Annotated in this window: 22 protein-coding genes; 7 read left to right on the top strand and 15 right to left on the bottom strand. The window is 44.9% G+C overall.

Annotated elements, in window-relative coordinates; all coding sequences use genetic code 11:
• Positions 1 to 67 precede the first annotated feature (67 nt).
• The 4 genes from bioD to bioB are packed head-to-tail and all read right to left on the bottom strand — an operon-like array spanning position 68 to position 3,762.
• Positions 68 to 754, bottom strand: a complete 687-nt coding sequence (gene bioD / locus R8N28_RS12365; RefSeq protein ID WP_005378217.1) for a dethiobiotin synthase — start codon at positions 752 to 754, stop codon at positions 68 to 70.
• Positions 751 to 1,572, bottom strand: a complete 822-nt coding sequence (gene bioC / locus R8N28_RS12360; protein ID WP_005388087.1) for a malonyl-ACP O-methyltransferase BioC — start codon at positions 1,570 to 1,572, stop codon at positions 751 to 753. The genes bioD and bioC overlap by 4 nt, the downstream gene beginning before the upstream one ends.
• Positions 1,572 to 2,723 (bottom strand): 8-amino-7-oxononanoate synthase, encoded by a 1,152-nt coding sequence (gene bioF / locus R8N28_RS12355; RefSeq protein WP_065274367.1) that lies wholly within the window; start codon positions 2,721 to 2,723, stop codon positions 1,572 to 1,574. The genes bioC and bioF overlap by 1 nt, the downstream gene beginning before the upstream one ends.
• Positions 2,710 to 3,762: a biotin synthase BioB gene (gene bioB, locus R8N28_RS12350; protein WP_005378222.1), complete on the bottom strand. Its 1,053-nt coding sequence runs from the start codon at positions 3,760 to 3,762 to the stop codon at positions 2,710 to 2,712. The genes bioF and bioB overlap by 14 nt, the downstream gene beginning before the upstream one ends.
• 130 nt (positions 3,763 to 3,892) lie before the next feature.
• Between bioB and bioA the strand changes: the two genes are divergently transcribed.
• The gene (gene bioA, locus R8N28_RS12345; protein WP_065274366.1) at positions 3,893 to 5,173 is read left to right on the top strand and encodes an adenosylmethionine--8-amino-7-oxononanoate transaminase; all 1,281 of its coding nucleotides are present in this window, start codon (positions 3,893 to 3,895) and stop codon (positions 5,171 to 5,173) included.
• A gap of 69 nt (positions 5,174 to 5,242) precedes the next feature.
• On the opposite strand, the gene R8N28_RS12340 is transcribed toward bioA, so the two are convergent.
• The 6 genes from R8N28_RS12340 to lrp all read right to left on the bottom strand — a co-directional run bounded on the left by R8N28_RS12340 (position 5,243) and on the right by lrp (position 12,843).
• Positions 5,243 to 5,509, bottom strand: a complete 267-nt coding sequence (locus R8N28_RS12340; RefSeq protein ID WP_017634396.1) for a DksA/TraR family C4-type zinc finger protein — start codon at positions 5,507 to 5,509, stop codon at positions 5,243 to 5,245.
• A 196-nt stretch (positions 5,510 to 5,705) separates the two neighbouring features.
• Positions 5,706 to 7,013 (bottom strand): serine--tRNA ligase, encoded by a 1,308-nt coding sequence (gene serS, locus R8N28_RS12335; protein ID WP_005495761.1) that lies wholly within the window; start codon positions 7,011 to 7,013, stop codon positions 5,706 to 5,708.
• 91 nt (positions 7,014 to 7,104) lie between these two features.
• Positions 7,105 to 8,460, bottom strand: coding sequence for a replication-associated recombination protein A (locus tag R8N28_RS12330; protein WP_269465664.1), 1,356 nt, complete (start codon positions 8,458 to 8,460; stop codon positions 7,105 to 7,107).
• Entirely contained in the window at positions 8,461 to 9,087 is a 627-nt protein-coding gene (gene lolA / locus R8N28_RS12325) for an outer membrane lipoprotein chaperone LolA (RefSeq protein WP_005388103.1), read from the bottom strand.
• A 61-nt stretch (positions 9,088 to 9,148) separates the two neighbouring features.
• Positions 9,149 to 12,196: a DNA translocase FtsK gene (locus R8N28_RS12320; RefSeq protein ID WP_017821701.1), complete on the bottom strand. Its 3,048-nt coding sequence runs from the start codon at positions 12,194 to 12,196 to the stop codon at positions 9,149 to 9,151.
• A 152-nt stretch (positions 12,197 to 12,348) separates the two neighbouring features.
• On the bottom strand, positions 12,349 to 12,843 hold the full coding sequence (gene lrp, locus R8N28_RS12315) for a leucine-responsive transcriptional regulator Lrp (protein ID WP_005378234.1): 495 nt from the start codon (positions 12,841 to 12,843) through the stop codon (positions 12,349 to 12,351).
• Between the two features lie 156 nt (positions 12,844 to 12,999).
• On the opposite strand from lrp, the gene ald reads away from it, so the two are divergent.
• Positions 13,000 to 14,124 carry an alanine dehydrogenase gene (gene ald / locus R8N28_RS12310; protein ID WP_005378241.1) on the top strand — a complete coding sequence of 375 codons (1,125 nt, stop codon included), beginning with the start codon at positions 13,000 to 13,002 and terminating at the stop codon, positions 14,122 to 14,124.
• Between the two features lie 93 nt (positions 14,125 to 14,217).
• Here ald and R8N28_RS12305 read toward each other — a convergent pair whose 3' ends face one another.
• A complete protein-coding gene (locus R8N28_RS12305) occupies positions 14,218 to 15,414 on the bottom strand; it encodes a methyltransferase (RefSeq protein ID WP_047100805.1) in 1,197 nt (398 codons plus the stop codon).
• Positions 15,415 to 15,467: 53 nt separating this feature from the next.
• Positions 15,468 to 16,442, bottom strand: a complete 975-nt coding sequence (gene cysB / locus R8N28_RS12300; RefSeq protein ID WP_005388967.1) for an HTH-type transcriptional regulator CysB — start codon at positions 16,440 to 16,442, stop codon at positions 15,468 to 15,470.
• Positions 16,443 to 16,755: 313 nt separating this feature from the next.
• Between cysB and R8N28_RS12295 the strand changes: the two genes are divergently transcribed.
• A complete protein-coding gene (locus R8N28_RS12295) occupies positions 16,756 to 17,520 on the top strand; it encodes a hypothetical protein (RefSeq protein ID WP_005378247.1) in 765 nt (254 codons plus the stop codon).
• A 97-nt stretch (positions 17,521 to 17,617) separates the two neighbouring features.
• Complete coding sequence (miaE, locus tag R8N28_RS12290) at positions 17,618 to 18,388, top strand: tRNA isopentenyl-2-thiomethyl-A-37 hydroxylase MiaE (RefSeq protein ID WP_047100806.1); 771 nt, start codon at positions 17,618 to 17,620, stop codon at positions 18,386 to 18,388.
• A 125-nt stretch (positions 18,389 to 18,513) separates the two neighbouring features.
• Here miaE and R8N28_RS12285 read toward each other — a convergent pair whose 3' ends face one another.
• Positions 18,514 to 20,142: a methyl-accepting chemotaxis protein gene (locus tag R8N28_RS12285; protein WP_047100808.1), complete on the bottom strand. Its 1,629-nt coding sequence runs from the start codon at positions 20,140 to 20,142 to the stop codon at positions 18,514 to 18,516.
• A 154-nt stretch (positions 20,143 to 20,296) separates the two neighbouring features.
• The gene (locus R8N28_RS12280; RefSeq protein WP_025766895.1) at positions 20,297 to 20,563 is read right to left on the bottom strand and encodes a hypothetical protein; all 267 of its coding nucleotides are present in this window, start codon (positions 20,561 to 20,563) and stop codon (positions 20,297 to 20,299) included.
• A 291-nt stretch (positions 20,564 to 20,854) separates the two neighbouring features.
• On the opposite strand from R8N28_RS12280, the gene R8N28_RS12275 reads away from it, so the two are divergent.
• Both R8N28_RS12275 and R8N28_RS12270 read left to right on the top strand, forming a co-directional pair.
• Positions 20,855 to 22,183, top strand: coding sequence for a sphingomyelin phosphodiesterase (locus R8N28_RS12275; RefSeq protein WP_047100810.1), 1,329 nt, complete (start codon positions 20,855 to 20,857; stop codon positions 22,181 to 22,183).
• Entirely contained in the window at positions 22,180 to 23,136 is a 957-nt protein-coding gene (locus R8N28_RS12270) for a hypothetical protein (protein WP_047100813.1), read from the top strand. The genes R8N28_RS12275 and R8N28_RS12270 overlap by 4 nt, the downstream gene beginning before the upstream one ends.
• Before the next feature lie 84 nt (positions 23,137 to 23,220).
• Here R8N28_RS12270 and trpS read toward each other — a convergent pair whose 3' ends face one another.
• Positions 23,221 to 24,243, bottom strand: a complete 1,023-nt coding sequence (gene trpS, locus R8N28_RS12265) for a tryptophan--tRNA ligase (protein WP_065274365.1) — start codon at positions 24,241 to 24,243, stop codon at positions 23,221 to 23,223.
• 601 nt (positions 24,244 to 24,844) lie between these two features.
• Between trpS and R8N28_RS12260 the strand changes: the two genes are divergently transcribed.
• Positions 24,845 to 25,801: an AEC family transporter gene (locus R8N28_RS12260; protein WP_065274364.1), complete on the top strand. Its 957-nt coding sequence runs from the start codon at positions 24,845 to 24,847 to the stop codon at positions 25,799 to 25,801.
• The last annotated feature ends 26 nt before the right edge of the window (positions 25,802 to 25,827 follow it).

Here is a 25,827-nt window from a genome sequence, read left to right as displayed (position 1 = left end):
TTACACCAACAAGAAAGGGCTGCATTGCGCAGCCCTTTGGTTTTTTAGTCTTTTACCCTAAACACCATTAGTCAGTGTTTAGCAACGGCTCTACATTAATGTACTTGCCTAGCTCTTTACGTTTAGCACTTGGAATATATGGAATTTCCCCAAGCTTAGGTGCATCGATACGTGCTTCTAGCATCTCGATAATGTCAGCGTAGTGCTCTGTGCCTGGGTTGACGCGGTTTGCCACCCAGCCAACAAGATTCAAACCATCCGCTTTAATACTCTCCGCTGTGAGTAAAGCGTGGCTCAAACAGCCTAATTTAATGCCAACCACCAGTACAACAGGTAACTGCTCTTCTTTTACCCATGTAGATAAACAGTCCGTATCGGATACTGGCACACGCCAGCCTCCAGCACCTTCAACGAGAACAACATCGGCTTGCTGCTTATGTTGAGCCAGTTTTTGACTCAGAACATCGTAACTTATTTCGACATGTTCATGCTTCGCTGCAATGTGGGGAGAAGCAGGCAACTCTAAAGCGTATGGGTTCACATCATCATAGGCCACATCGAGTGTTGCGGCGTCTTGTAAGTGTAAAGCATCAGAGTTGCGCCATCCCGCTTCAGTCTTGTCACTCCCTGCTGCCACTGGCTTATAACCAATAGTGTTTAGTCCTTTTGCTGCGATCGCTTGCAAAATGGCTTTAGACGCTACCGTCTTTCCAACATCAGTATCCGTACCAGCAATAAAAAAAGCATCAATCATAGATGTATTACTCCAAAACAAACCTGATAACTTGCAGGTAGAAGACCTTGATCGTTTTTAAACGCTTGGTACGCATGCTCAACTTTTAACAAAGTCTCGCGACTAGTTAAACCGTGTGAGCGCCCGCTTACGTGATTTGCACCTATACCTTTGAGGTCACGCATAACTGAAAATGCAGAGTCGTACCAAACTGTGATGGTGGTCAAGTCTAGTTGATGGCTGTCACATCGAGATTGCGCTAACGCAATTTTTACCTGATTGAGCGTTAGAAAGTTATTGACGTGTTGATATGCATCAATTTTTTCCCATGATGCACGCAGCTCATACAGTGATCCATCAACCAGTGTAGAGAACCACGCTTTCCCACCATTTTTTAGCACGCGGCGCACTTCTTTTAGTGGGTAACTTAAATCTGTACACCATTGCAGCGCTAAACTTGAAAACACGTAATCGAAGCTATCATCGTCAAATGGTAAGTTTTCAGCATCAGCAACTTGGTAATGCATTCGTACTGCACCACAACGCTGCTCTGCTTTATCTAACATGGCTTGAGAGATATCGCCGCAGACTACTTCCGCACCGCGTTGTTGAAGTAGTTGGGAGAAATAACCCGTGCCACAACCTAAATCCAATACACGTTTTCCCGTCAAGTTTTCAGGAAGTTTATCAAGCAGCTGATGCCCGACATCACGTTGAAAAGCCGCATGTTTATCGTATGTTTCTGCTGCTTTACCAAACGAAGAGGCAATCGCGTCTTTATCTTGATGGAAACTCTCTAACGCGAGCGTTTGCGCTAATGCGGTAGTTGCATTATCCATTACAGCGCTCCTAATGCTTGCTTCAATGCAATTGAAAGCGTTTTAACTTGTTCATTAGTGTGATTGGCAGTGAGTGTGATTCGAAGACGAGACGTTCCTTTAGGCACCGTCGGAGGGCGAATAGCAGTCACCCAAATACCGTTTTGGCGACAAGCACCTGCTACTCGCAAAGCCAATTCAGATTCACCAATCAAAAAGGGCTTAATCGAAGTTTGAGTCTCAACAAACCCCTCAAGGTCGCTAAGGCTATCTCGATACACTTCACTAAGCTCAGAGAGCTTTTCACGTCGCCAAGACTGCTCTTGAACCATCGAGACTGCATGAGTCAACGCATACGCTTGTGCTGGCGGTATCGCCGTGGAATACACATGGTGACGAGCAAACTGAGTTAAAAAGTCCCCCGTTGCGTGGTCACATAAAATAGCCGCGCCAGACATACCAAACGCTTTACCGAAGGTAACGACCAATAACTCAGGCTTAACCGTTGCCAACTCGCAAGAACCACCACCGGATTGACCGAGAACACCAATTCCATGAGCGTCATCGACAGCAAACCAAGCATCATGACTGCGAGTGGCTTCAGCTATATCGCTGAGCGGCGCGCAGTCACCGTCCATGCTGAATACCCCTTCCGTCACAACTAGATGGTTGTCTTCGCTATTAATCAGCGACTTTAGGTGCTCGATGTCATTGTGTTTGAAGCGCTTCATCTTAGCTGGTGACAACGCCCCCGCTTCTATCAATGAAGCATGATTCAAACGGTCTTGGATCAATACGTCTGACTTTTCTAACAAGGTGAACAACAAGGCTTGATTAGCACTGAATCCAGAACCAAACAGAATTGCTCTGTCGTAGCCCAACCATTCAGTTAGTGCGGCTTCTAAATTGCTGTGTGCTGCACTAAAGCCAGTGACCATTGGCGATGCTCCACTGCCACTGCCGTATACGCTTAAACCTTGCTGCCACGCACGAACGAGCGCTTGATCATTGGCCAAGCCCAAATAATCATTACTTGAGAAATTAATGTAGCGCTTGCTTTCGTGCTCCAAAACGGACTGGTTACCGGCAAACACCACATTCATAGAACGATTCAACCCTTGCGTTTTACGCTTAGCAAGAGCGGACTCGATACGAGATTTAAACGCTGGCATCGTAGAAAAGGTCGTCTTTTGTCGGACGGGCAGCAACGCGCTCTACGACGCGATCGAGTAACTCGTTTTCTTCGATTTCATCAGGCTTTTGAGACACCTCTTGGCTGTTAATACCGAGCTTGTTGAACAGCATCATGTCTTTGTCTTCAGAAGGGTTTGGCGTGGTCAGAAGCTTGCAGCCATAGAAAACGGAGTTTGCACCCGCCATAAAACACAGCGCTTGCATTTGTTCGTTCATGTTTTCACGGCCAGCGGATAAACGAACGGCTGATTGAGGCATCATGATTCGTGCAATCGCAATCAGGCGAATGAAATCGAAAGGCTCAACATCATCCACTTCTTCCAGTGGTGTCCCCTTTACCTTCACGAGCATGTTGATTGGAACGCTTTCAGGGTGTACCGGCAAGTTAGCCAATTCAACCAACAAACCTGCTCGGTCGTTAGCACTTTCACCCATGCCGATGATGCCACCAGAACAGATCTTCATGCCAGCATCACGAACGTGAGACAAAGTATCTAAACGATCTTGGTAAGTACGTGTGGTAATGATGTTGCCGTAGAACTCAGGTGAGGTATCTAGGTTGTGGTTGTAGTAATCCAGACCTGCGGTTGCCAGTTGCTTTGCTTGATCTGGTGTCAACATGCCTAATGTCATACACGTTTCTAAACCCATGCCCTTCACGCCTTTGATCATGTCGGTCAAATGCGGCATGTCACGCTCTTTCGGGTTTTTCCATGCGGCGCCCATACAGAATCGAGTAGAACCAGCATTTTTGGCTTTTTGCGCAGCATCGAGTACGCGTTCTACTTCCATCAGACGCTCTTTTTCGATGTCTGTGGTGTAACGAGCACTCTGAGGACAGTACTTACAATCTTCTGGACAAGCACCTGTCTTAATCGACAGAAGCGTGCTTACTTGAACATGGTTGGTTTGTTGATATTGACGATGTACAAGCTGCGCTTCGAATAGGAGATCCATGAATGGTTTTTCCATGAGATCGCGCACTTCAGCATGCGTCCAGTTATGACGAACTTCCACGTGTATTCCTTTAGTCACTTTTGTTGTTGTGTTGACAGTCTACTGAGTCTCGATAAACTGTCAACACAACACAAAATAGCAAAGTTTACACCTGTTTATTTTTTAGTCTCAATTATTATTGGAATCGCACATGGATCTCGCCTTCGACCGCCAGCATATCTGGCATCCTTACACTTCGACATTGACACCTCTGACCTGCTACCCAGTGGCATCGGCAAATGGTGTTCACATTAAATTGGAAGACGGTACTGAGCTTGTAGATGGCATGTCTTCTTGGTGGTCGACGATCCACGGCTACAACCATCCGCACTTAAATCAAGCCGCTCACCAGCAAATCGATCAGGTCTCTCACGTGATGTTTGGCGGAATTACCCACCAGCCAGCAATCAGTTTGTGTAAGAAATTGCTATCCCTAGCACCAAGTAATCTTGAACATGTATTCCTTGCCGATTCAGGCTCCGTTGCGGTAGAAGTCAGCTTAAAAATGGCACTGCAATATTGGCATGCAAAAGGCGAACGCCGACCGAAGTTTCTTACTTTGCGACACGGTTATCACGGCGATACGTTTGCGGCGATGTCGGTTACCGATCCTGACAACTCAATGCACTCTCTCTACAAAGGCTTTTTACCTGAACATATCTTTGCGGAGTCCCCAACTTGTGGTTATTGGGATGAATGGGATCCAGAAGCTCTTACTGACTTCGAGCATAAGATTGATACGTACCATCAAGAACTTGCTGCAGTGATCCTAGAACCTATTGTTCAAGGCGCAGGCGGCATGCGCATCTACCATCCAGAATTTCTCAAAGTCGTGCGTAGGCTTTGCGACAAATACGGCTTGTTATTGATTGCAGATGAGATCGCTACCGGATTTGGTCGTACCGGTAAGTTGTTTGCCTGCGAACATGCAGACATTCAACCAGACATTCTGTGTGTCGGGAAAGCACTCACTGGCGGCTACATGACCCTCTCTGCGACCCTGGCGAGCAAACACGTAGCAGACACCGTTTGTGGTGGTGATGCAGGCTGTTTTATGCACGGCCCAACCTTTATGGGTAACCCACTTGCCTGCGCTGTTGCCACTGCAAGTTTGGAATTGATTGAACAAGGTAACTGGCAACAGCAAACCCAACAAATCGAAGCGTTGTTTTCTGAGTTACTGCCAAAACTTGAAGAACACGAGTTGGTAAAAAACACCCGTTGGTTAGGTGCCATTGGCGTAGTGGAGACGTATCTCCCTGTGAATATGGAAACCATCCAAGCCTTGTTTGTTGAACACGGAGTGTGGATTCGTCCATTTGGCAAACTGATTTATATGATGCCGCCGTTCATCAGCAAGCCAGAAGATATTGAAAAGTTAGTGAATGCGATTGATGCTGCGTTACAACGTAAAGACTGCTTCGCTTCATAGTTCAATTGAACATGAAAACGGTTTGAGTATGAGACTCAAACCGTCTCGTTATTTATTAGAGCAGTAAAGTTATCGGAGTTGACTGTCTTTACTCGCTCGTCTATTGAACAATGCTTGGCGTTGAGACACCAATTCGATTGTTGACTGACATTCGATACACAAACGAACGCCTTTCATAGCAAAACGACGTGCTTCTGGGATCTCATCACCACACTCATCGCAATAATGGGCGCTTTCACCCCTTGCGATACTGCCACGAACACGGGAAATCTCGTCGTCTATTGTGTTTTGAATTTGTTGGCTGACGCTATCGTCATTGGCCCACCCTACGGCCATAAGCCCTCCTCGTTACTTGAATGAGAAAATCTACTTACCGTGGTAAGGTGGATGATTATATCGATTACAAATAACAAGATAATTAGGGTAAATTCGAAAACACTATTGCAGCTTAGTAATAATCAATTTTCACTCGACGCAGATAACAAAAAACCCAGCGCTGAGGCTGGGTTTTGGTGTTCTAGTGGCTAATGAATTAACCGATGTGCGTTGCGCCGCCCATGTACTTCTGAAGTACTGCAGGGATTGCAATGCGACCGTCTGCTTCTTGGTTGTTTTCTAGGATAGCAACCATGGTACGACCAACTGCTAGACCAGAACCGTTTAGCGTGTGTACAAGCTCAGGTTTCTTCTCGCCTTTACGACGGAAACGCGCTTGCATACGACGAGCTTGGAAGTCCCACATGTTAGAACATGAAGAGATTTCACGGTAAGTTTCTTGAGCAGGAACCCAAACTTCTAGGTCGTAAGTTTTACGAGCGCCGAAGCCCATGTCGCCTGTACATAGAACGACTTTACGGTAAGGAAGTTCAAGAAGTTGTAGAACTTTCTCAGCGTGACCTGTTAGCTCTTCTAGCGCGTTCATTGAATCTTCTGGCTTAGTGATTTGTACTAGCTCAACTTTGTCGAACTGGTGCATACGAATCAGACCACGAGTATCACGACCGTATGAACCCGCTTCTGAACGGAAACATGGCGTGTGTGCTGTCATCTTGATAGGTAGATCCGCTTCGTCAGTGATAGTGTCACGAACTAGGTTCGTTACTGGTACTTCTGCTGTAGGGATTAGAGACAGTTTACGTGGCTCTTCGTCGTTTACTTTTTCCGCTAGAGGCTCAGTGTGGAAAAGATCTTTACCGAACTTAGGAAGCTGACCAGTACCGAATAGGCTGTCAGAGTTCACTAGGTAAGGTACGTACATCTCTGTGTAGCCATGTTCTTCTGTATGAAGATCTAGCATGAACTGAGCAATTGCACGGTGTAGACGAGCAAATTGACCTTTCATCACGATGAAACGTGCGCCAGTGATCTTAACTGCACTTGCGAAGTCTAGACCGCCACCCATTTCGCCTAGGTCAACGTGGTCTTTCAAATCGAAGTCGTAAGTCTTAGGCTCACCCCAACGAGAGATTTCAACGTTGTCATTTTCGTCTTTGCCATCTGGCACTTCATCTGCTGGGATGTTTGGTACAGAAAGCGTGAATTCGTCTAGTTGAGCCATTACTTGCTCAAGTTCAACTTTCTTCGCGTCAAGATCGCTACCTAGAGTACCGATTTGTTTCTTGATCTCTTCTGCGCCTTCTTTGTCGCCAGCCGCCATTTTTTGGCCAATTTGCTTGGAGATGGAGTTACGCGTGGATTGTAAATTTTCTACTTCTACTTGAATGGACTTACGTTGTTCTTCAAGTTTACGAATAGTCTCTACGTCTAGCTTAAAGCCACGACGCGCCAGTTTAGCAGCTGTTTCATCCAGCTCTGTACGAAGTAATTTAGAATCCAGCATTGTTAATCCTATGCTTTTTGTTGTGAAATCACGCGCACTTTCCAAGCGTACGCGTTAAAAAAATTTACTGAACAAATGTATCCAAAAACGCCTACTTTTCATAGCGCTTTTGTTGGCTATTTGCGTCTAATTTAGCCAAGTAATCTAACTTTTCGCCGATTTTGGTTTCTAGACCGCGATTTGTCGGCTGATAGTACTTACGATCCGCCATTTCTGGTGGCAAATATTGCTCACCCGCTGCATAAGCACCCGGCTCGTCGTGAGCATATCGATATTCTGCGCCATAGCCCATGTCTTTCATCAGACTGGTGGGTGCATTACGCAAGTGATGCGGCACTTCATATTCAGGCAAGTTATGTGCGTCAGTGAGCGCTTGTTTCCAAGCAACATAAACGGCATTACTCTTTGGAGCGCACGCGAGATAAACAATTGCTTGAGCAATCGCACGCTCACCTTCTGCTGGACCAACGCGTGTAAAACAATCCCACGCGGAGAGTGCAACTTGCATGGCTCTAGGGTCCGCATTGCCGACATCTTCCGATGCTATCGCAAGTAATCGACGGGCAATGTAAAGTGGATCACAACCTGCAGCTATCATACGAGCAGCCCAATACAAAGCGGCATCTGGGTTTGATCCACGAATAGATTTGTGCACAGCGGAGATCAAATCGTACCAAATGTCGCCTTTATTATCGAAGCGAGAGACTTTCTCCCCGGCTACTTCAGCAAGCAGTTTGAGTGTTATCTCTTTTTCACCCTGCGCATTGTCCTCTGCCATATCGTAGAGAAGTTCAAGGTAGTTAAGCGACATGCGAGCATCGCCGTTCACCAACTCGGCTAGACGGTCTAACACATTATCAGCAAAGTTCGCTGGCGTATCGCCCAGGCCTCGTTCTTTGTCGTTAATCGCTTGATTTAGTGCGAGTGAGATCTCTTCTTTATCCAGTGAAGTCAGCTTGTAGACTCGAGCACGAGACAACAATGCGTTATTCAGTTCGAAAGATGGGTTCTCTGTCGTTGCGCCAATAAACGTGACGGTTCCATCTTCAATATGTGGTAAGAAAGCATCTTGTTGCGATTTGTTGAAGCGATGAACCTCATCCACAAACAAGATGGTGCGGCGACCCGCCATTTTGTTCTCACGTGCTTTCTCGATTGCAGCACGGATTTCTTTCACACCAGACGTTACGGCAGACACACGCTCTACTTCAGCATTGGCGTAGTTTGCAGCCACTTCCGCTAATGTCGTTTTGCCTGTGCCTGGTGGTCCCCAAAGGATCATAGAGTGAATGTGACCCGCCTCTAGCGCACGGCGCAGTGGCTTACCAGGGCCTAAAATGTGCTGCTGTCCAATATATTGCTCGATCGTTTCCGGTCTCATACGAGCAGCAAGGGGACGAAAATCTTCGTCCCCCGAGAAATCTAATGTGTAATTACTCACTACCAATTAATTCCTTTGGTCATCCACTTCCACACCTTTTGGAATTGTGAATGTGAATCTGTCTGCTTTTGGTTTACCCAGCTTCACGTTGTTAAAGGTGAACAAACCTTTTTGGCCGTCTTGCTCAACCACATTGAAGCCTTTCACCACACCTTTGGCATCAATATTAATCTGGAATTGACCTTGTGTGGAGTCTACTGCAGTAGGAATGAGAGTGAACTGGTCACCTTTTTGAGATATTTTGTAGTTATTCCAATCACTTGCTCGGTTACGCGTTAGCAAAACAAATGGCGTTTGCTCTGTTGCTTGCTCTTGCCAGTAGATGCTCACTTGCTCGATGAATGGGCTGTAGTACCACAATGTCTTACCGTCAGAGACCAATAGGTTCTCATCAGGGAATGTTGTACTCCAACGGAACAGGCTTGGGCGGGCAATTTCAACCGTACCTTCTCCTTCCATCACCGTTTCGCCTTCAGGGCTAATAACCTGCTGAGAGAAATCTGCACTAAAGCCATCATTCATAGAAAGGCGTTTGTTTAATTCATCTTTAGGAGACGCTGCGTGTGCAGTAGAGAAGAGGGAAAAGCTTAAAACAAGCGCGGAGAAAAGTTTCGCTGAAAATAGTTTTTTCATTCAGATACCTATTATTAGAACCACTCACCTCAGTTGGACTGAGGTGAGTAACACAAGTTCATTAATCTTTTGGTGGCGCAGGTGCCAGTACTTCACGGTTACCGTTATGACCCGGAGCACTTACGATGCCCTGCGCCTCAAGCTGCTCTACAATACGGGCGGCACGGTTGTAACCTATCTTAAATCGGCGCTGAACACCGGAAACCGAACCTCGACGTGATTGAACCACGTGCTCAACAACTTGATCGAAGAGCGGGTCTACATCTTCATCCGCTTCCATTTGCTCACCTGGCAATAGACTTTCTGGAGTTTGATCTCCACTGATGATCTCTTCAATGTAGTTCGGTTTACCACGCGCTTTCCAGTTGTTTACAACAGCATGAACATCATCATCTGATGCAAATGCACCGTGAACACGAGTTGTATGACTTGACCCCGGCGGTAGATACAACATATCACCCATACCAAGTAGTGATTCTGCGCCGCCTTGATCTAGGATTGTACGAGAGTCCGTTTTAGTCGATACCGTAAACGCAACACGAGTTGGAATGTTCGCTTTAATTAGACCGGTAATAACATCAACCGATGGACGCTGAGTCGCAAGAATTAAGTGAATACCTGCCGCACGCGCTTTTTGCGCCAAGCGAGCAATCAGTTCTTCAACTTTCTTACCTACCACCATCATTAGGTCAGCAAATTCGTCAACAACAACGACGATGTAAGGCAGCTTTTCTAGCAATGGCGGTTCAGTATCCATGCTGTCGCCTTCTTGCCAGAACGGGTCATGGATTGGGTGGCCCGCTTCTGCTGCCATCTTCAGTTTTTCGTTGAAGCCCTTCACATTACGTACACCTAATGCCGACATCAATTTGTAACGACGTTCCATCTCGCCCACACACCAACGTAGAGCATTTGATGCGTCTTTCATATCAGTCACAACTTCAGAAAGAAGATGAGGGATACCTTCATAAATAGAAAGCTCTAGCATTTTCGGGTCAATCATGATGAAGCGTACATCTTCTGGGCCTGCTTTATACAGCATGCTCAAAATCATCACGTTCACACCTACCGACTTACCAGAACCTGTTGTACCTGCTACTAGCACGTGTGGCATCTTCGCAAGATCTGCCACCACAGCTTCGCCCGCAATGTCTTGACCTAACACAACCGTTGTTGGTGACGTTGCTTGCTCAAACTGAGGGCTACTGATGACATCAGATAAATAGACCGTCTGACGACTCATGTTTGGCAGTTCCAAACCGATGTAAGGCTTGCCAGGGATTACTTCCACAACACGTACCGCCATCGCAGACAATGCACGCGCTAAGTCAGTTGAAAGACCAGAAATACGACTTACTTTCACCCCCGGCGCCAAATCAAGCTCAAAACGAGTGATCACTGGACCAGGATAAATACCAACCACATCGGCTTTGATTTTGTAGTCAGCGAGTTTGCTCTCTACCAATCGAGCGACCTGCTCTAGCGCATCACGGTCGATAAAGTTTTCACGTTTTTCTGGATGATAAAGCAACTCGAGCGTTGGGAGTGGCTCTTCCGGAACTGGCAAGTTTTCTTCTTTCTGTACCAAAAATGGGTTCTGTGTTGCAGCGACTTTGGCTTGCGCATTGGAAACCATATCTTGGAATGCTGTAACGTCTTGGTCGTTGTCTTGGATCTCTTCTACTTCCACTTTTTGAGGTGCAGGTTCAAATGTTGTTGAAGGTGTTGCTGCTTGCTGATGAGGCGTTGTTGGCTGTACTTGCTGTGCAGGCTGAGACTCCACTTCGTCTTCATCATCTAACACATCAAAGTCAGAGATCGTAGGCTCAATATGTTGGCTCGACTCTGTTTGAGCCGTGATGCTATCTAATACAGCAGAATCAATTGCAGGCTCTTCATGTACAGGATGCTCTATACTTGGCTGCTGTACTTGCTCTGCTTCAAATTGTTCGTACTCCGCATAATCTGGTTCAACACTGATCGGTTCTTCTGTAGCTGTATGTGGCTCTACATAGGAAGAGTAAGTGTTTGCAAATGATGGGGCTGCCTGTTCTTCAGTTCCCCAGTCATCTGCTTGTTGCGCCGCTGCTTCAAGCTCTTCTATCGTAACATTCAGTTGCTTGGTGCGTTCCAAGAGCGGATCAACGTTATCCGTGTTAACCGTATGGATAGGTTGTATTTGAGGCTCAGGTTCAGAATAAACTGGCGCAGCATTAACCGTAGCCTTGCGTTGTGGTGGCGTCGGTTCTACCATCGCCTGTTCCGCAGGCTTATCAGGTTTCGCTTGCGGCATATAAATAGGATACTCATGCGCTGGCGCCGGCTCTTTCGGTTCATCGACATCGTACGCCGTTAAATGAGGAAGCGGCTCATCATCAATTTCATGGTCTACATTATGTTTAGGCGTAGAGACTTTATCTTCTACAAACTCATCAAGCTGAGGTTCTAAAACTTCCTGCTCTGAACCTCTTGCCTTATTTGCAAGCGCGGCAATTAGTGCTAACGCACGATCACCAAGCCATTCCACGATGTTAAGCCATGAGATGCCAGTGAAGAGCGTAAAGCCCGCTCCCCACAAGAACAGCAGTACCAATGTGGTACCGAGTACATTCAATGTAGGTAAAGCGAGGCTAGACAACACATCCCCGACCACACCTCCGGATGAAAAATACCAAATGTCATCAAAATTAATATCGGCAAGACCGCAACTGGTCATAATAAGGACGACAAGACCGAGCAGCCTTGTACCCCATAGCATGAAATCAATTGGCTCATCTTCTCCTCGTTTACGGCAAATCACCCATGCAGCCGCCGCTAGCAAGAAAGGGATTGGGTAAGCGAGAGAGCCAAATGTGAAGAATAGAGTATCGGCTAGCCAAGCGCCGAAAAGGCCACCAGCATTATCGATATCCCCTCCCCATGCGGTTTGGGACCAAGAAGGATCGGCCGGACTGAAGGTAAATAGTGCAACCGCAAGCAATACCGAGCTAAGAACGCCAACGATAAAGCAGCACTCTTTTAAGCGTTGGAAGCCATTTAAGCGTGAAGACTGGGGCTCTTCACTGGTTTTGATAATGGTTTCGACTTTCTTTGCGTTCTCTTTGAACATAAATCAACTTGAATATGGAAATGAAATAGGAAATTGCAAAACATTCCGAGCGGCATCAAGCCGCTCGGTAAATTGATTTAACCATATCAAGGAGAAAAACCCAATTACTCTCTGGCGAAAGCGGAAGCATATACCGCTTTCTTTGCAAGAAATTAACGAGTTTTGATCACAAGCTGGTTAGATTGTTTCACTTCTTCCATAACAACGTATGTGCGAGTGTCATTTACGCCAGGTAGACGTAGTAACGTATCGCCCAATAGTCGGCGGTAAGCACCCATATCTGATACACGGGTTTTAAGAAGATAGTCAAAGTCACCTGAAACAAGATGACACTCTTGTATGTCGTCTAGCTTTTGAACAGCTGAGTTAAACTGCTCAAACACATCCGGCGCACCACGGTTTAGCGTAATCTCAACGAATACTAATAGTGATGCATCCAGGAACTGCGGATTCAATAATGCAGTATACCCTGTGATATAACCCTGACGCTCTAAGCGACGTACACGCTCCAAACATGGCGTTGGAGAAAGTCCCACACGTTTTGAAAGCTCAACGTTTGAAATACGACCGTCTTTCTGCAGCTCATTAAGAATGTTGCGGTCGATACGGTCTAGTTCCTTGGACGGCTTTTTATAGTTGTCTGCCATTTTTTATTCCACCTTATTACTTCCTTGCAAAAAAATATACTACAACTTTTTAATATTTGGTGCCAAATTTTACAAATCTATAACTATACTAGTTATTAATTCGACAATAACACCCTACTAACAGTTAATACAACCATTATAGAAAGAGGATACAGGATGATCATTGGCGTACCTAAGGAAATCAAGAATCACGAATATCGTGTTGGTATGATCCCAGCTAGCGTGAGAGAACTCATCTCACATGGTCACCAAGTTTTAGTTGAGACCAATGCAGGTGCCGGCATTGGTTTTTCAGACGATGATTACATCGCTGTCGGCGCATCCATTCTCCCTCATGCTGCTGACGTATTTGCGCAAGCAGACATGATTGTAAAAGTAAAAGAACCCCAAGCAGTAGAGAGAGCAATGCTCCGCGAAGGGCAAATTTTATTTACTTATTTACACCTAGCACCAGATTTTCCACAAACTGATGAGCTAATCAAGAGCAAAGCTGTCTGTATAGCCTATGAGACTGTAACAGATAATATGGGTCGTTTGCCACTGTTAGCACCAATGTCAGAAGTGGCAGGTCGGATGTCTATCCAAGCTGGTGCGCAAACGTTGGAAAAATCGCATGGCGGTCGTGGTCTACTCCTAGGCGGCGTACCTGGTGTTGAACCTGCAAAAGTCGTTATCGTTGGTGGTGGCGTTGTTGGTGCAAACGCCGCTCGTATGGCGGTTGGCCTTCGCGCTGACGTCACTATTCTAGACCGTAACGTAGACACACTTCGTAAGCTTGACGAAGAATTCCAAGGTCGCGCAAAAGTGGTTTATTCTACTGAAGACGCTATCGAGAAGCATGTTCTAGAAGCGGACCTTGTTATCGGTGCCGTTCTAATTCCTGGCGCAGCAGCACCTAAACTGGTCACTAAAGAGCATATTGCTAAGATGAAGCCTGGTGCGGCAGTGGTTGACGTGGCAATTGACCAAGGCGGTTGTTTCGAAACTTCACACGCGACAACTCACGCAGATCCAACTTACATCGTTGATGAAGTGGTTCACTACTGTGTAGCAAATATGCCTGGCGCAGTTGCTCGCACTTCAACATTTGCACTCAACAACGCTACACTTCCATACATCGTGAAGTTAGCAAATAAAGGCTACCGCGAAGCACTTCTAGAAGATAAAGGCTTCCTTGAAGGTCTAAACGTTATTCACGGAAAAGTAACGTGTAAAGAAGTAGCAGAAAGCTTTGACTTGGAATACGTTGAACCAACTCAAGCTATTGCTATGTTCAATTAATGACAAAATAAAACATAACTTGTCACGTTTTGTTTACAAAAGCCCACACTGAAGTGGGCTTTTTCATATAGAGTATTTGGCTATAAAGAATAACTAAATCTTATATGCACAAATTAAAATATTTCTAGGCGTGACCGATTTAGGGCAAAACTCTGACAATCTAACACGGTAACCACGTTCTTCAAGATAAAGCACTTTGTCTAATGCGAGCCAGATCTCCAACGGACGTTGAAAAACAAGTTGCACTAAGCTCATTCTCTCCATTTGCCAGAAGCGTTGTTCGCTTAACTTTTCAAAATGAGAGAAATCGATTTCTTGAGGAAGAATAATGCCTTTTTGCTCCGCTGCCCAGCGACAGAACAATTCAAAACCATCACTTAATTGCGACTTACGGATACTCGGCACAGGCTGATACTCTGCCATTCCCAAAGCTTGTCGCGTGATCAAATCAAACCCAAGACGAAACATCATTTCCTGCTGACGATGACGACGCACGCGCTCTCCTCCCGTCACCGTTTGTTGTAATGGGATACGCAGTTCTTGCTTAGACAATGAGAGAGAAGAAGCCCTGCCCGATTCCGACATCGGCTGGTATTGTTCCGACTGAATCAAGTGGTAACAACAAGGTGATATGGTCATCGCAGCAATCCCATTTTCACTGCCGTACTGCATTAGACGAACGTGAAGGTCACCGCATGCATGCAGTGCTACTGCGTGTTGCGTTGGCTTAAACACGGCTTTCGCTTTGCTATCAAACGCGTCGCCTTGAATAAACGTCATCTTCCAATGATGTTCATTGGCTGCTTGTTGCCCCGAATCGCACAGTGCTTGTTGGTATTCAAAGCTGGTTACAGGCTGATCGGTTTGCGTTGTCAGGATTCGCCCCAAGTAACCTTTACCTGAGCACCATTCTAGCCATTCTTCGCCACAGTGTTGTTGAATTGCAGCTTCACCCATCGAGCTAATTTGCTCCAACTTACGTCCCGGAATACCGTTATCTAAACCACGAGCGAGTTCCAAGCCGTTTAACGACAAAAGCTCTAAATGAGTCAGTTCTGCGAGTTGTTCAAGCTCAGGCAAAAACGGACTAAGTGCTTTTAACGCGAGTTCTGGTGCTGCTTTGTATTCTTCGATTTGAGAGGGAGTAAGAGACGCTAGCCATTGGCACAGCCGAGGATGTTGCTCCTGCCAAGGTAATGATGTGTGAATGCTGCTTTTAAAAGGCTCGAATCGCCACAAAGATTGGTTCTCGATTAAGCAGTCATTAATAAACTGAAATTGCGTTTTCATAGCTCCCCCTACAACGAGCGCATTGTAGAGGGAATCGAAACATCAATGAAGTGTTATCTCACTGGAAGCTCGATGTCTTTAAACATCTCTTCGATTTCTGCATTAGACTTCAACGAAATCGCCTGCTCAACCACTGGACGCGTTAAGTGCGGTGCAAAACGTTCCATAAAATCGAACATGTAAGAGCGTAAGAATGTACCACGGCGGAAGCCGATGCTCGTGGTGCTCGCGCCAAACAAATGGCTCGCATCTATTGCAACCAAGTCACCGTCCTGCTCTTCATCCACAGCCATGCTTGCAATCACACCCACACCAATACCCATACGAACGTAAGTTTTAATGACGTCTGCATCAGTTGCAGTGAACACCACTCGCGGGGTTAAACCTTCGCGGTTGAATGCTGTATCCAGCTCTGAACGGCCAGTAAAACCGAACACGTAAGTGACTAATGGGTAAGCGGCAAGATCACTGATCGTTACTTTGTCTTTCTTCGCTAGTGGGTGGTCTTTAGGCACAACTATTGAACGATTCCAGTGATAACAAGGCAACATGATGGCATCTTGATATAAGTGAAGCGCTTCTGTCGCAATCGCAAAATTCGCTGTGCCTTTAGCTATCGCCTCAGACATTTGTGACGGTGTACCTTGGTGCATGTGTAACGACACTTTTGGATAACGAGAAGTAAAACCTTTGATGACATCTGGCAGTGCATAACGAGCCTGCGTATGTGTCGTAGTGATATTCAGCGTCCCCATTTCTGGATGGGTGTGCTCTCCAGCCACCGCTTTGATACTTTCTACACGAGCGAGAATTTCTTGAGAGATACGTACAATTTCTTCTCCAGCTGGCGTCACTTGCGTTAAGTGCTTACCGCTACGTTCAAAAATCTGAATGCCTAACTCGTCTTCCAGCAACCGAACCTGTTTACTGATACCTGGCTGAGAGGTATATAAGCTTTCCGCCGTTGCAGATACATTCAGATTATGGTTTACAACCTCAACAATATACTTCAGCTGCTGCAGTTTCATCGTAATCCCTTACTTATTCATGAGAGAGTTTATTGGCCACTCAAGCGAGCGATATAATAATTAGTTATAACGCGTTCAAATCGAAATGAACAGCAATTTCTAACTTATACCTCAATCACATACTAATAATCTTCAAGCAAGAAACAATATGCACAAAGTTGAGCCAATAAATGACCGAAGTTCTATGATGTGACTTCTATCAGTAACTAAAACGTGGGAGAGACAAAATAATCAAACAAATAAGGTGCCGAGTAAGATAAGATTCATGTATTCTTTAACGCTAGCCGCAGAAAAGTAAAGCAGACGCAAAGATATGAATATTGGTTTAATAATCGCTTTGGTAGCCATCCTACTGGTGTTAATCCTAGGCTATAATATTATGTTGCAATATAAGGTTAAAGTTGAAACCGCAAAAAGGCAGGAATCAGCACGATATGTAGCCTTGATAGATGGTACTGAAGAGTTGATTGGTCATGCGCACCATATCCCTTTTAGTAAAGAGCTGTTGCTGTGTCTAAACAATCGTATTCTTGACGCGCTAGAGAGCATGCATGAGCTGGATCCGAAGAACAAGCAACTTGCTCAACGTATCGAAAATATGAAGCAGCAGATTACTCAGCTAAAAGAGAATGGTCCTACTGGCGAGAGTACCACTTTCAAGATGCCGAGTAGTGATAAACAAGCTATCGTCATGCTTAAGCTGGTCAAACGACTTCGCGACACTATCCGTAACGAGCACAACAAAGGCCGATTGGATACCCAGACTTACGTCACTGAAAATGCGCGCTTGGAAACGATGCAAATTCGCATCAACATTGAAAATGTCATCAAAAGAGCAAACGACTCTATCGCTCGTGGCCAACCAGGCACCGCGCTTCAACTGCTGCGTAAAGGTATCGATGCTTTGAGCACTAAGAGCGATCCTTATTCTATTCAAGCGAAACAAAAGCTTGAAGAGATGTTGGGTGACTTAGATAAAAAGCGCCAAGATAAAAGCGATGCTGAAATGCAGCAGATTGCTGACAAAGAGCGTGACAATGACATGGAAGCACTCTTCGGCGAGAAGAAAAAGTGGTAACATTCACTTCAGGTCAAGAAAGGCTGCAATTGCAGCCTTTTTTCTATCCGCAAGACAACGGATATGCCCAATAAAAATGTGAAGTACTAAAACTAAAATGATGAATCTAGACGCCTATCAAGATCTTCTTGCTCCCATTAACCAATTTCTGCAATGCAGTACACCTGATGAATGGGTAGAGGAAGCAAAGAAACCAGAGAACCTTCAAACCATTTTGTTAGACCACCTACTGTGCGAACTAAAAGCTGGCCAATCTGCCATGTTTTTAATTCGTAAGTATGCCGTTGATCAATCCAGTTCACATGCTCTACTTGACTGGTTTAAGCCCTACGAAGATTTTGCTTACCGTAACGTAGGCTCATTGGAAACTTTAAAAGGCAAGAGCAATATTTCTAAGGCAATCATGGCTAAGTCCGACTCACCATATAGCCAAGATTTGATCGATAAGATGGTGCTTTTGATAAAAGAGGAGTTACACCACTTTTATCAAGTTTTAGAGATCATGGAAAGTCGTGGAATTGAGTACAAAAATATTCCAGCAAGTCGTTATGCTAAAGGACTGATTTCGCATATGAAGACTCATGAGCCGGAAACGCTGATCGATAAACTCATCATTGGTGCGTACATCGAAGCTCGATCTTGTGAGCGTTTTGCCAAACTAGCACCACATATGGATGACGATATCGCAAAGTTCTACATTTCTTTATTACGTTCAGAAGCACGCCATTACCAGGATTATCTTGTATTAGCGGAGCAAATCGCAGGCAAAGATATCAGCGAGCGCATCGCCTACTTTGGACGTATAGAGGCAGATTTAATTTCTACGCCAGATACAGATTTTAAGTTTCACAGTGGTATCCCAGCCTAGCGAGCATATTCTCCCAAGGTTGAGCATACTCTGAACTTATATAGACAGAGAATAAATAAGCCGGACATTTCGTCCGGCTTATTTATTGTAGCAATGAGGTTAGGAATAAAGCTGAAACACAACAACTAGAGCTGGAATGAACCCATTCGAGTTTTCAAGTTGTGCGCTAGGCTACTAATCTGCTGACAAGCCACAGCCGTTTGTGAAGCTCCCTCAGCCATCTCTGTTGAAGCACTATTAATATGCTCCACACTGCGATTCAGCTCTTCGGATACAGAATTCTGCTCACTGCACGCCGTTGCGATTTGTGTGCTCATTTGCGCTATGTTATCGACAGAATGTTCAATTTCTTTTATCTGGCTATCAGCGTCATTAACTTGCTCAACACACTGAGAAATACCCTCCTGACAATCACGGCTTGAATGCCCTATTTTACTGCTGCTCTCTTGTAGCTGATTAACAATTTCCACAATTTGTGAAGTGGAGTCTTGAGTGCGTTGCGCCAGAGAACGAACCTCATCTGCCACAACAGCAAACCCACGTCCTTGTTCACCAGCCCGAGCGGCTTCAATTGCGGCGTTCAGTGCTAACAAGTTTGTTTGCTCGGCAATCCCGCGGATCACATCGACGACCACATTGATATTGTTTGAGCTCGATTCAAGCTCACGTGCCAGTTCATCTGATTCTTGGATCGTATGTGATACACGCTCAATTACTGCGATAGTTTGTTGTAACGTCGCCGTTCCTTGCTTTGCCACTTCCGCAGCCGAATAAGCAGAGGTTGCGCCAACTTCGGTATTTTGTGCCACTTCACTTACAGCAGCTTGCATCTCTGTCATCGCAGAAGCCACCGAGCTAAGTTCAATTTGTTGATTTTGCATACCAGAGGCGGTCTGAGAAGAAATAGCACTCACTTCCTCTACTGCTGCCGTTAGCTGAATCGTTGAGTCATTAATCTCAGAAACCAGCGAATGTAAGTTTGTTTGCATACCGACAAGCTCTTTAAGCAACGTTCCTAACTCGTCTTTGCTCAATTCACTTTCGTCGATTTGATTATTCAATTGACCCTTGGCGATTTTAGAAGCGAATTCCAATGCTCGATCAACAGGCCCGCAAATGACTCGAGAAAGCAGCATGGCAGACATTACCATGACCAATGCGACGACGAGCGCACCAACAGCAGCGCTGTATTGTGTAAATGCCGCTTCACTTTGTACTTCTTCACCAATCAAATTCACCAACTCATCGTTCAACGCGAGGGTATCATCCAAGCTGCTCAACGCTTTTGAGTAGGTATCGAAACTCGATAAAATCACATCATTTGCACTTTCAGCATCACCTTGGCTTAGCAGTGCGTTGTAAGTCTTCGTTTCTTTGATGTATTGATTCCAAGTTTCTTTAAAAACGCTAAAAGACTGCGTTTCACGCTTATTAAGGTCGAGCTTTTCGTATTCTGCAATACCAGCCTGCACATCAGAACGCCATTGGTCGAGGCCTTTTAACCACTCACCAATTTTGGGGTGATTTGCGTTTGGCAATAAAGAGAACTCATCTTTACGCACTTTAGTAATATCAACTTGGATACCTTTCAAAATCGCAACAGAAGGTAAACTTTTATCTGTTAACACTGAGATGTCTTTATTCAGTGTTAACAAACCTTGCACCAACATTACTGACACTAAACCAAACACGGCAAAAACGGTTAAATAACTAACCGATATTTTCTTTACGACACTTAAGTCTTTAATACGCATGCACTTTCTCCCCGCAGCCTTTCCAAACCTCTCACTTAAGTGAAAGCTTAACCTCTAAAACACACTGTTTTTTCGCTCGATATCATTGAACGCTCTTATATACATCGGCTTGAGAGATCAAATCTTGACCAGTAATTGATAGTTTTATCACATGCTATTTTAGAGATAGGCTCGTATGCTCCTTATTGTGTCTACATCTTTTCATGAGCGCTTCTCGGCGCAGATCCAAGATCTCATCGATGAGCTTTTCTTTCGCGTTTATCCCAAAATGCTGGGCATAATTTTTTACTTTTGCTATCTCATTAGGCTGCAAGCGGTACACCTCTTTCTTTAAACGCGCTTCTGCTTCACTTCTAATCAGACCTTGCTCTTGTAACAATTTAATGATGGTTTCATCGGTTGGATTTACTGCTCTAGCCATGGTGCTCCATCTATCAATTTGAGTTCTAGCCATATGGCTAGATGAATGACGCCGCACAACTTATAGAGCAAAGATGACAGCTTGATTGCAGTGAATGCAATTCGTTGACTGTTGGTATTATTTTCCACCGCTTCAACGGCAACACACTCAATACCTCCACCCTCACCATTGAATAAAGATCACATTCTGATAACAATTTTCAACACTGGCTTAGATGTCATCCATATTTAACGTGCAAGTAACATTTATAAACAAGAATGATTACTCTAGTTCAAATGATGGAAAAATAAGATGAAATTTTCGCAGTGGAGCCTTTTATTAAGTAGCTTGATAGCGTTACCCAGCATTGCAGATACCGACGTTTACCTAACGAATAACTCTGATCAACCGTTAACTATTCAAGTAAAACATGAAGGTAGTGATTTGCTTCAATACGGAGACGAGTGGCAACAACATGTGCAGGTACTTGGTCCGTGGGAAACTAAATCTGTATTAAGCTTCAACCGCTGGGAGGGCGTGAAATCAAATCAAACTTACCGTTTTGAAACGGTGGTTTCTAGCCCCGAAGGTGAAAGCATAACACTCAATCAAATAATGGAAGGCCATTGGTACAATTCGACCATTGAATACGGCTTATCCGCAGCCGATGTCGAGTTATCTCTCAAAGATGATCGTAACATTCATCGTGCCAACACTAACGCTTTTGGTACGAGAGAAACCGAACTGGCATTTAAGTCAGACAGTACCGCTCGATATGATGATCTTTACTACACCATCACGCCAAGCAAGGTAGCGGAGTCTGTCGACAACGAAGAACAAAACCTTAAGTTGATGACTTATAACATCTGGGCGTTGACGGCTATTGCATCGCACATTGGAGATCGTTACGAACTGATTCCTCAACATGTAAAAGGTTACGATGTTTTGGCGCTGCAAGAGGTGTTTGCCAGCGGCCGTGAAGCATTCTTACGTGAGTTAGCCAAGGAATATCCTTACCAAACAAAGATGTTAGATAAAGAAGGCGTTAATATTCATGATGGTGGCGTAATCATAGTTAGTCGCTACCCTATCGTGAATGAAGCGCAATATGTCTTTCCCGATTGCTCTGGTACAGACTGCTTTGCCGATAAAGGCGTAAATTATGCGGAAATAATTAAAGGTGGTCAGGCTTACCATGTGTTTGCTACCCATACCGCATCTTTCGATACAGACACCGCCCGTGAGTATCGTCAGCGCCAGTTCAAACAAATCCGCGCACTCGCCCAATCTCTTGACATTCCTTCAAGCGAAACTGTGGTATACAGCGGCGACTTTAACGTCAACAAAAGAAAGTTCCCTGGTGACTACCAACAAATGATCGCTAACTTAAGTGCCATAGAGCCTCACTACTCTGGTTACACGGAGTCAACCTTTGATCCCCGTATCAATAACTTCGCAGGTGAAGCGTTATCAGGTGGCGAAAACGTGGAATACCTTGACTATGTTATGGTGAGTAGTGAATACGGGGTGAAATCATTCAATGACAACCGTGTAGACGTGCCGCGCACAACCGCAGAGAGTTTATGGAAACACTATAACCTTTCTGACCATTTCCCAGTAAGCGCAACAATCAAGCCATGAAGAAAATCGCTTTGATAATCATGTCCGCCATTATGGCGGGCATGATATTTTTAACTTTCAATCACGATGTTCAAAAAAAAGAGCTCGCTTCCTCTCCTTCCCCTAAGACAAAAAATCAGAGTGTCTCCAGTACATCACCACAAACAAGCAGCATCGTGCCCGATACGGATACTTCACCACAAACAGCTAACCTCCCTTCCACAGTTCAAATAACGACTGAGCGATTAACTCAACTCAAAGGCAGGAAACTTGTCGCTGAACTTGAGACGTTTTGGCATGAGTGTATGTTGAACCGTAGTTGTGAAGAGCAGATCGCCTTGTTTGAGGCGCATTTATCTTCAGCTCGATTCCAGCTTTTGGCGAACTACCCTCAGCTCAGCAGCCAATGGCAAGAGAGTGTAGGAAATTTGTTATTTGATAAGCAACAATCACTGGCGTCGCGTATTGCACAGCTGAAGAACGAAGCAAGAAGCATCTGGGGAGAATTGGCTGATGTTGTTTTCGCGGATGAGTTCGCGCTGTACGATTTCAACTTAGAAGCCCAAAAGCTGGACACTCAAAGCCCAGATAACTTTTTGCGAGCTTTCGAGCAACTCACCATTGACTGGCAAGAACATGCAGGTGCTATCGGGCTAACAAGCGACCAGGAAAAATATGAGCGTGCGGTCACCCTGATTCCTAATAGTATGAGCCTACCAGATCGCTTGGCGCTCATCGCAGAGCTAGAACGAACTTACTTAACGAAAGAAGAAAGTAAAAACATTCATGCTCGTCAGCAGCAAATTACAGAGCAAAAAAAACAAGTCAAAGATTACCAACAAGCATTACAACAACTTGAGTCCAAGCTAAGAACGCAAAGAGCTTCTAGCCATTCAAATTTGTCAGAACCGGAATGGCAAAGCTATTACCAACAAGAAGTCGCGGATTTTCGTCGTGAATTTTTTTCTTCTTAACAATGCGCTTTGACTGACTGGGAACTTAAAAAGGCACGTTGCTAACCAGCCGTCGTGCCTTATGTTCAACTCTCTACTTTTAATTCAGAACAAATTTAAACCAAATACATCTTTCACATCAAATAGCACTTTTTCGGTTTTCTCGCGAGAACGCTCACTACCTTGTTTTAAAATATCAATCAGCTGCGCTTTATCATTCAAATACATAGCGCGCTTTTCTCGAATAGGGCGAAGCATCTCTTGTAAGCATTCTTCTAACACTTTCTTGGTCAAACCATCACCTAACCCACCTCGTCGATAATGGTCTTTTAGCTGTTCGACATAATTTTTATCAGGATGAAAAGCATCGAGGTAGATGAATACAATATTCCCTTCGACTTGGCCAGGGTCCTCAATTTTCAGATGATTGGGATCGGTATACATAGATTTCACCGCCGCAGAAATCTCCTTTTCAGACGCCCCTAGGTTGATTGCATTCCCCATGCTTTTAGACATCTTATTTTTGCCATCAGTACTCGGCAAACGAGGTGCATCACTAAGTAATGGACGGCATTCCCTAAGAACCTCTTTTCCACCCAGATGGTTTATTTTTCTCACGATTTCATTAGTTTGCTCTAACATCGGCAGTTGGTCATCACCCACTGGTACTAGCGTCGCATGAAACCCCGTAATATCGGCAGCTTGAGAAATTGGATATGTTAAAAAGCCAGCAGGAATAGAGCGTTCAAAGCCTTTACTTTGAATCTCATTTTTAACCGTGGGGTTTCGCTCTAATCGTGCGATAGAAACAAGATTACTGTAATACATTGTCAACTCGGCTAACGCTGGAATTTGAGACTGCAACGAGATCGTAGTTTGAGTGGGGTTGATACCAACAGCCAAATAATCTGCAACGACATTGAGAATATTAGAGGATACCTTTGATGGATTATGCGCGTTATCCGTCAACCCTTGCATGTCCGCGACCAAGATCGTTTGCTCGTGCTCCGTTTGCAATTTGACTCGTTGTTGCAATGAACCAATATAGTGCCCGAGGTGTAATGGACCTGTTGCTCGATCTCCGGTAAGTATAATTTCACGCTGAGATGTATTTTTATGGGTATTCATATTTGTCTCCAAGTATTTAATAGATCGCTACTGGAGATAAAAAGATCAAACACTCTTAGCTACCATCCAGCAGCTTAAGAATGTAAGTATTCCGCGCCGCTCTATTTAGAGCGCCACCAAGAGAAGGTTGTTAATGAAGGGCGAACGTGTATTTTCATGTTTTTTAAACTAACAGCACACACCGCAGAACTCAATCTGTTTTGTACTGAATTAGTGTGAGTGTTCCAACAGCCAATTAAGAGGATTACATTGGTAAAGACATCGCAATGACCAAAACCGCACCAAATACCGAACCAGAGACAAACGCACACAGTACAGTTTTGTTGTGTTTCCTTTTCATTGATGAACTCCTATCCATAACTACGATGACCAGCCCTCACATCTAATACGCATGTGGATGCATCACGACAACGAGTTAACCAACATATCGCACGTAGGACCAGTACCGCTTTGTTAAATTGGGACCTCGTCCATAACTTGGAGTGTAAATGACTCCGGAACCTACAACAGAAGAAAATTTCATCACGTTACTGTCCTACCCTCCGGGTTTGTGGCTTAATAGGCAACAGGAACACTTTTTTCTTTTGCTGCGGATACTTACATGGAAGCTGTTTTACATCAGTTGCAATTCTCTTTGTCGATAACCGGACCTATCTGTTTGATGTTGGTACTTGGCGTTCTTTTTAAGCGCTTTGGTCTAATCAACGATAATTTTATCGAAGTAGGCTCTAAACTGGTGTTTCAAGTTACCTTGCCTGCAATGTTATTTGTCAGCATTGTGGCTTCAGAACACGACTTTTCCGCGGCAAGTGGATTTGTCAATTTCGGCGTCATCGCTAGTATTTCGTTTTTCATTTTCACCTACCTTTCCGTCAAACTTCTGTTCAAAGCATCGCCTGACCAAGGCGTTCTCATCCAAGGTGGGTTCCGAGCAAATACAGGTATTATTGGTATCGCTTACGTTGCCAATGCGTATGGTTCTCAAGGTGTGGCGCTAGCAGCGCTCTATGTCGCGGTCACCACATTTATTTATAACGTCCAAGCGGTAATTTGCTTATCGCCCAAGGGGGCAACGTCTGCCTCGCAAGCAGCAAAGATGATGGGCCGAACACTGACTAGGAATCCGCTCATAATCTCCATTGTTCTAGGAATGGCTTTTTATTTACTCGCTATTCCAGTACCGAATGTGGTTATTGACGCAGGAGACTACTTGTCCAAAATGACATTGCCTTTGGCGCTGTTGTGTACGGGTGGCTCACTTGACTTTAGCTTGATGAGAAAAGAGAAAGGTCCATCTTGGTTTGCGAGCAGTTACAAGCTCATCGTAGCGCCAGTCATCATCACCATGGGAGCTTACTTAGTAGGGTTTCGAGGAATTGAGCTAGGTATTCTTTTCTTTATGAACGCCTCTCCAGTCGCTGCTGCCAGCTATGTCATGGCGCGTTCCATGGGAGGCAATGCCACGTTAGCTGCAAATATCATCGCACTCACTACGGTGCTTTCTACCGTGACCTGTACGTTGGGCATCCTATTTCTTAAGTTCTACAGCTTAATGTAATTGGTCCGCGATAAAATAAAGACGCT

Source organism: Vibrio sp. Vb1554, from assembly GCF_033344235.1.
The sequence above is the reverse complement of the archived record's forward strand: the minus strand, read 5'-3'. Positions and strand labels throughout refer to the sequence as shown.

Coding starts and splice junctions, on each gene's coding strand:
- bioD (WP_005378217.1), bottom strand. CDS start 754: ATGATTGATGCTTTTTTTATTGCTGGTACGGATACTGATGTTGGAAAG.
- bioC (WP_005388087.1), bottom strand. CDS start 1,572: ATGGATAATGCAACTACCGCATTAGCGCAAACGCTCGCGTTAGAGAGT.
- bioF (WP_065274367.1), bottom strand. CDS start 2,723: ATGCCAGCGTTTAAATCTCGTATCGAGTCCGCTCTTGCTAAGCGTAAA.
- bioA (WP_065274366.1), top strand. CDS start 3,893: ATGGATCTCGCCTTCGACCGCCAGCATATCTGGCATCCTTACACTTCG.
- R8N28_RS12340 (WP_017634396.1), bottom strand. CDS start 5,509: ATGGCCGTAGGGTGGGCCAATGACGATAGCGTCAGCCAACAAATTCAA.
- serS (WP_005495761.1), bottom strand. CDS start 7,013: ATGCTGGATTCTAAATTACTTCGTACAGAGCTGGATGAAACAGCTGCT.
- lolA (WP_005388103.1), bottom strand. CDS start 9,087: ATGAAAAAACTATTTTCAGCGAAACTTTTCTCCGCGCTTGTTTTAAGC.
- R8N28_RS12320 (WP_017821701.1), bottom strand. CDS start 12,196: ATGTTCAAAGAGAACGCAAAGAAAGTCGAAACCATTATCAAAACCAGT.
- lrp (WP_005378234.1), bottom strand. CDS start 12,843: ATGGCAGACAACTATAAAAAGCCGTCCAAGGAACTAGACCGTATCGAC.
- ald (WP_005378241.1), top strand. CDS start 13,000: ATGATCATTGGCGTACCTAAGGAAATCAAGAATCACGAATATCGTGTT.
- R8N28_RS12305 (WP_047100805.1), bottom strand. CDS start 15,414: ATGAAAACGCAATTTCAGTTTATTAATGACTGCTTAATCGAGAACCAA.
- cysB (WP_005388967.1), bottom strand. CDS start 16,442: ATGAAACTGCAGCAGCTGAAGTATATTGTTGAGGTTGTAAACCATAAT.
- R8N28_RS12295 (WP_005378247.1), top strand. CDS start 16,756: ATGAATATTGGTTTAATAATCGCTTTGGTAGCCATCCTACTGGTGTTA.
- miaE (WP_047100806.1), top strand. CDS start 17,618: ATGATGAATCTAGACGCCTATCAAGATCTTCTTGCTCCCATTAACCAA.
- R8N28_RS12285 (WP_047100808.1), bottom strand. CDS start 20,142: ATGCGTATTAAAGACTTAAGTGTCGTAAAGAAAATATCGGTTAGTTAT.
- R8N28_RS12280 (WP_025766895.1), bottom strand. CDS start 20,563: ATGGCTAGAGCAGTAAATCCAACCGATGAAACCATCATTAAATTGTTA.
- R8N28_RS12275 (WP_047100810.1), top strand. CDS start 20,855: ATGAAATTTTCGCAGTGGAGCCTTTTATTAAGTAGCTTGATAGCGTTA.
- R8N28_RS12270 (WP_047100813.1), top strand. CDS start 22,180: ATGAAGAAAATCGCTTTGATAATCATGTCCGCCATTATGGCGGGCATG.
- trpS (WP_065274365.1), bottom strand. CDS start 24,243: ATGAATACCCATAAAAATACATCTCAGCGTGAAATTATACTTACCGGA.
- R8N28_RS12260 (WP_065274364.1), top strand. CDS start 24,845: ATGGAAGCTGTTTTACATCAGTTGCAATTCTCTTTGTCGATAACCGGA.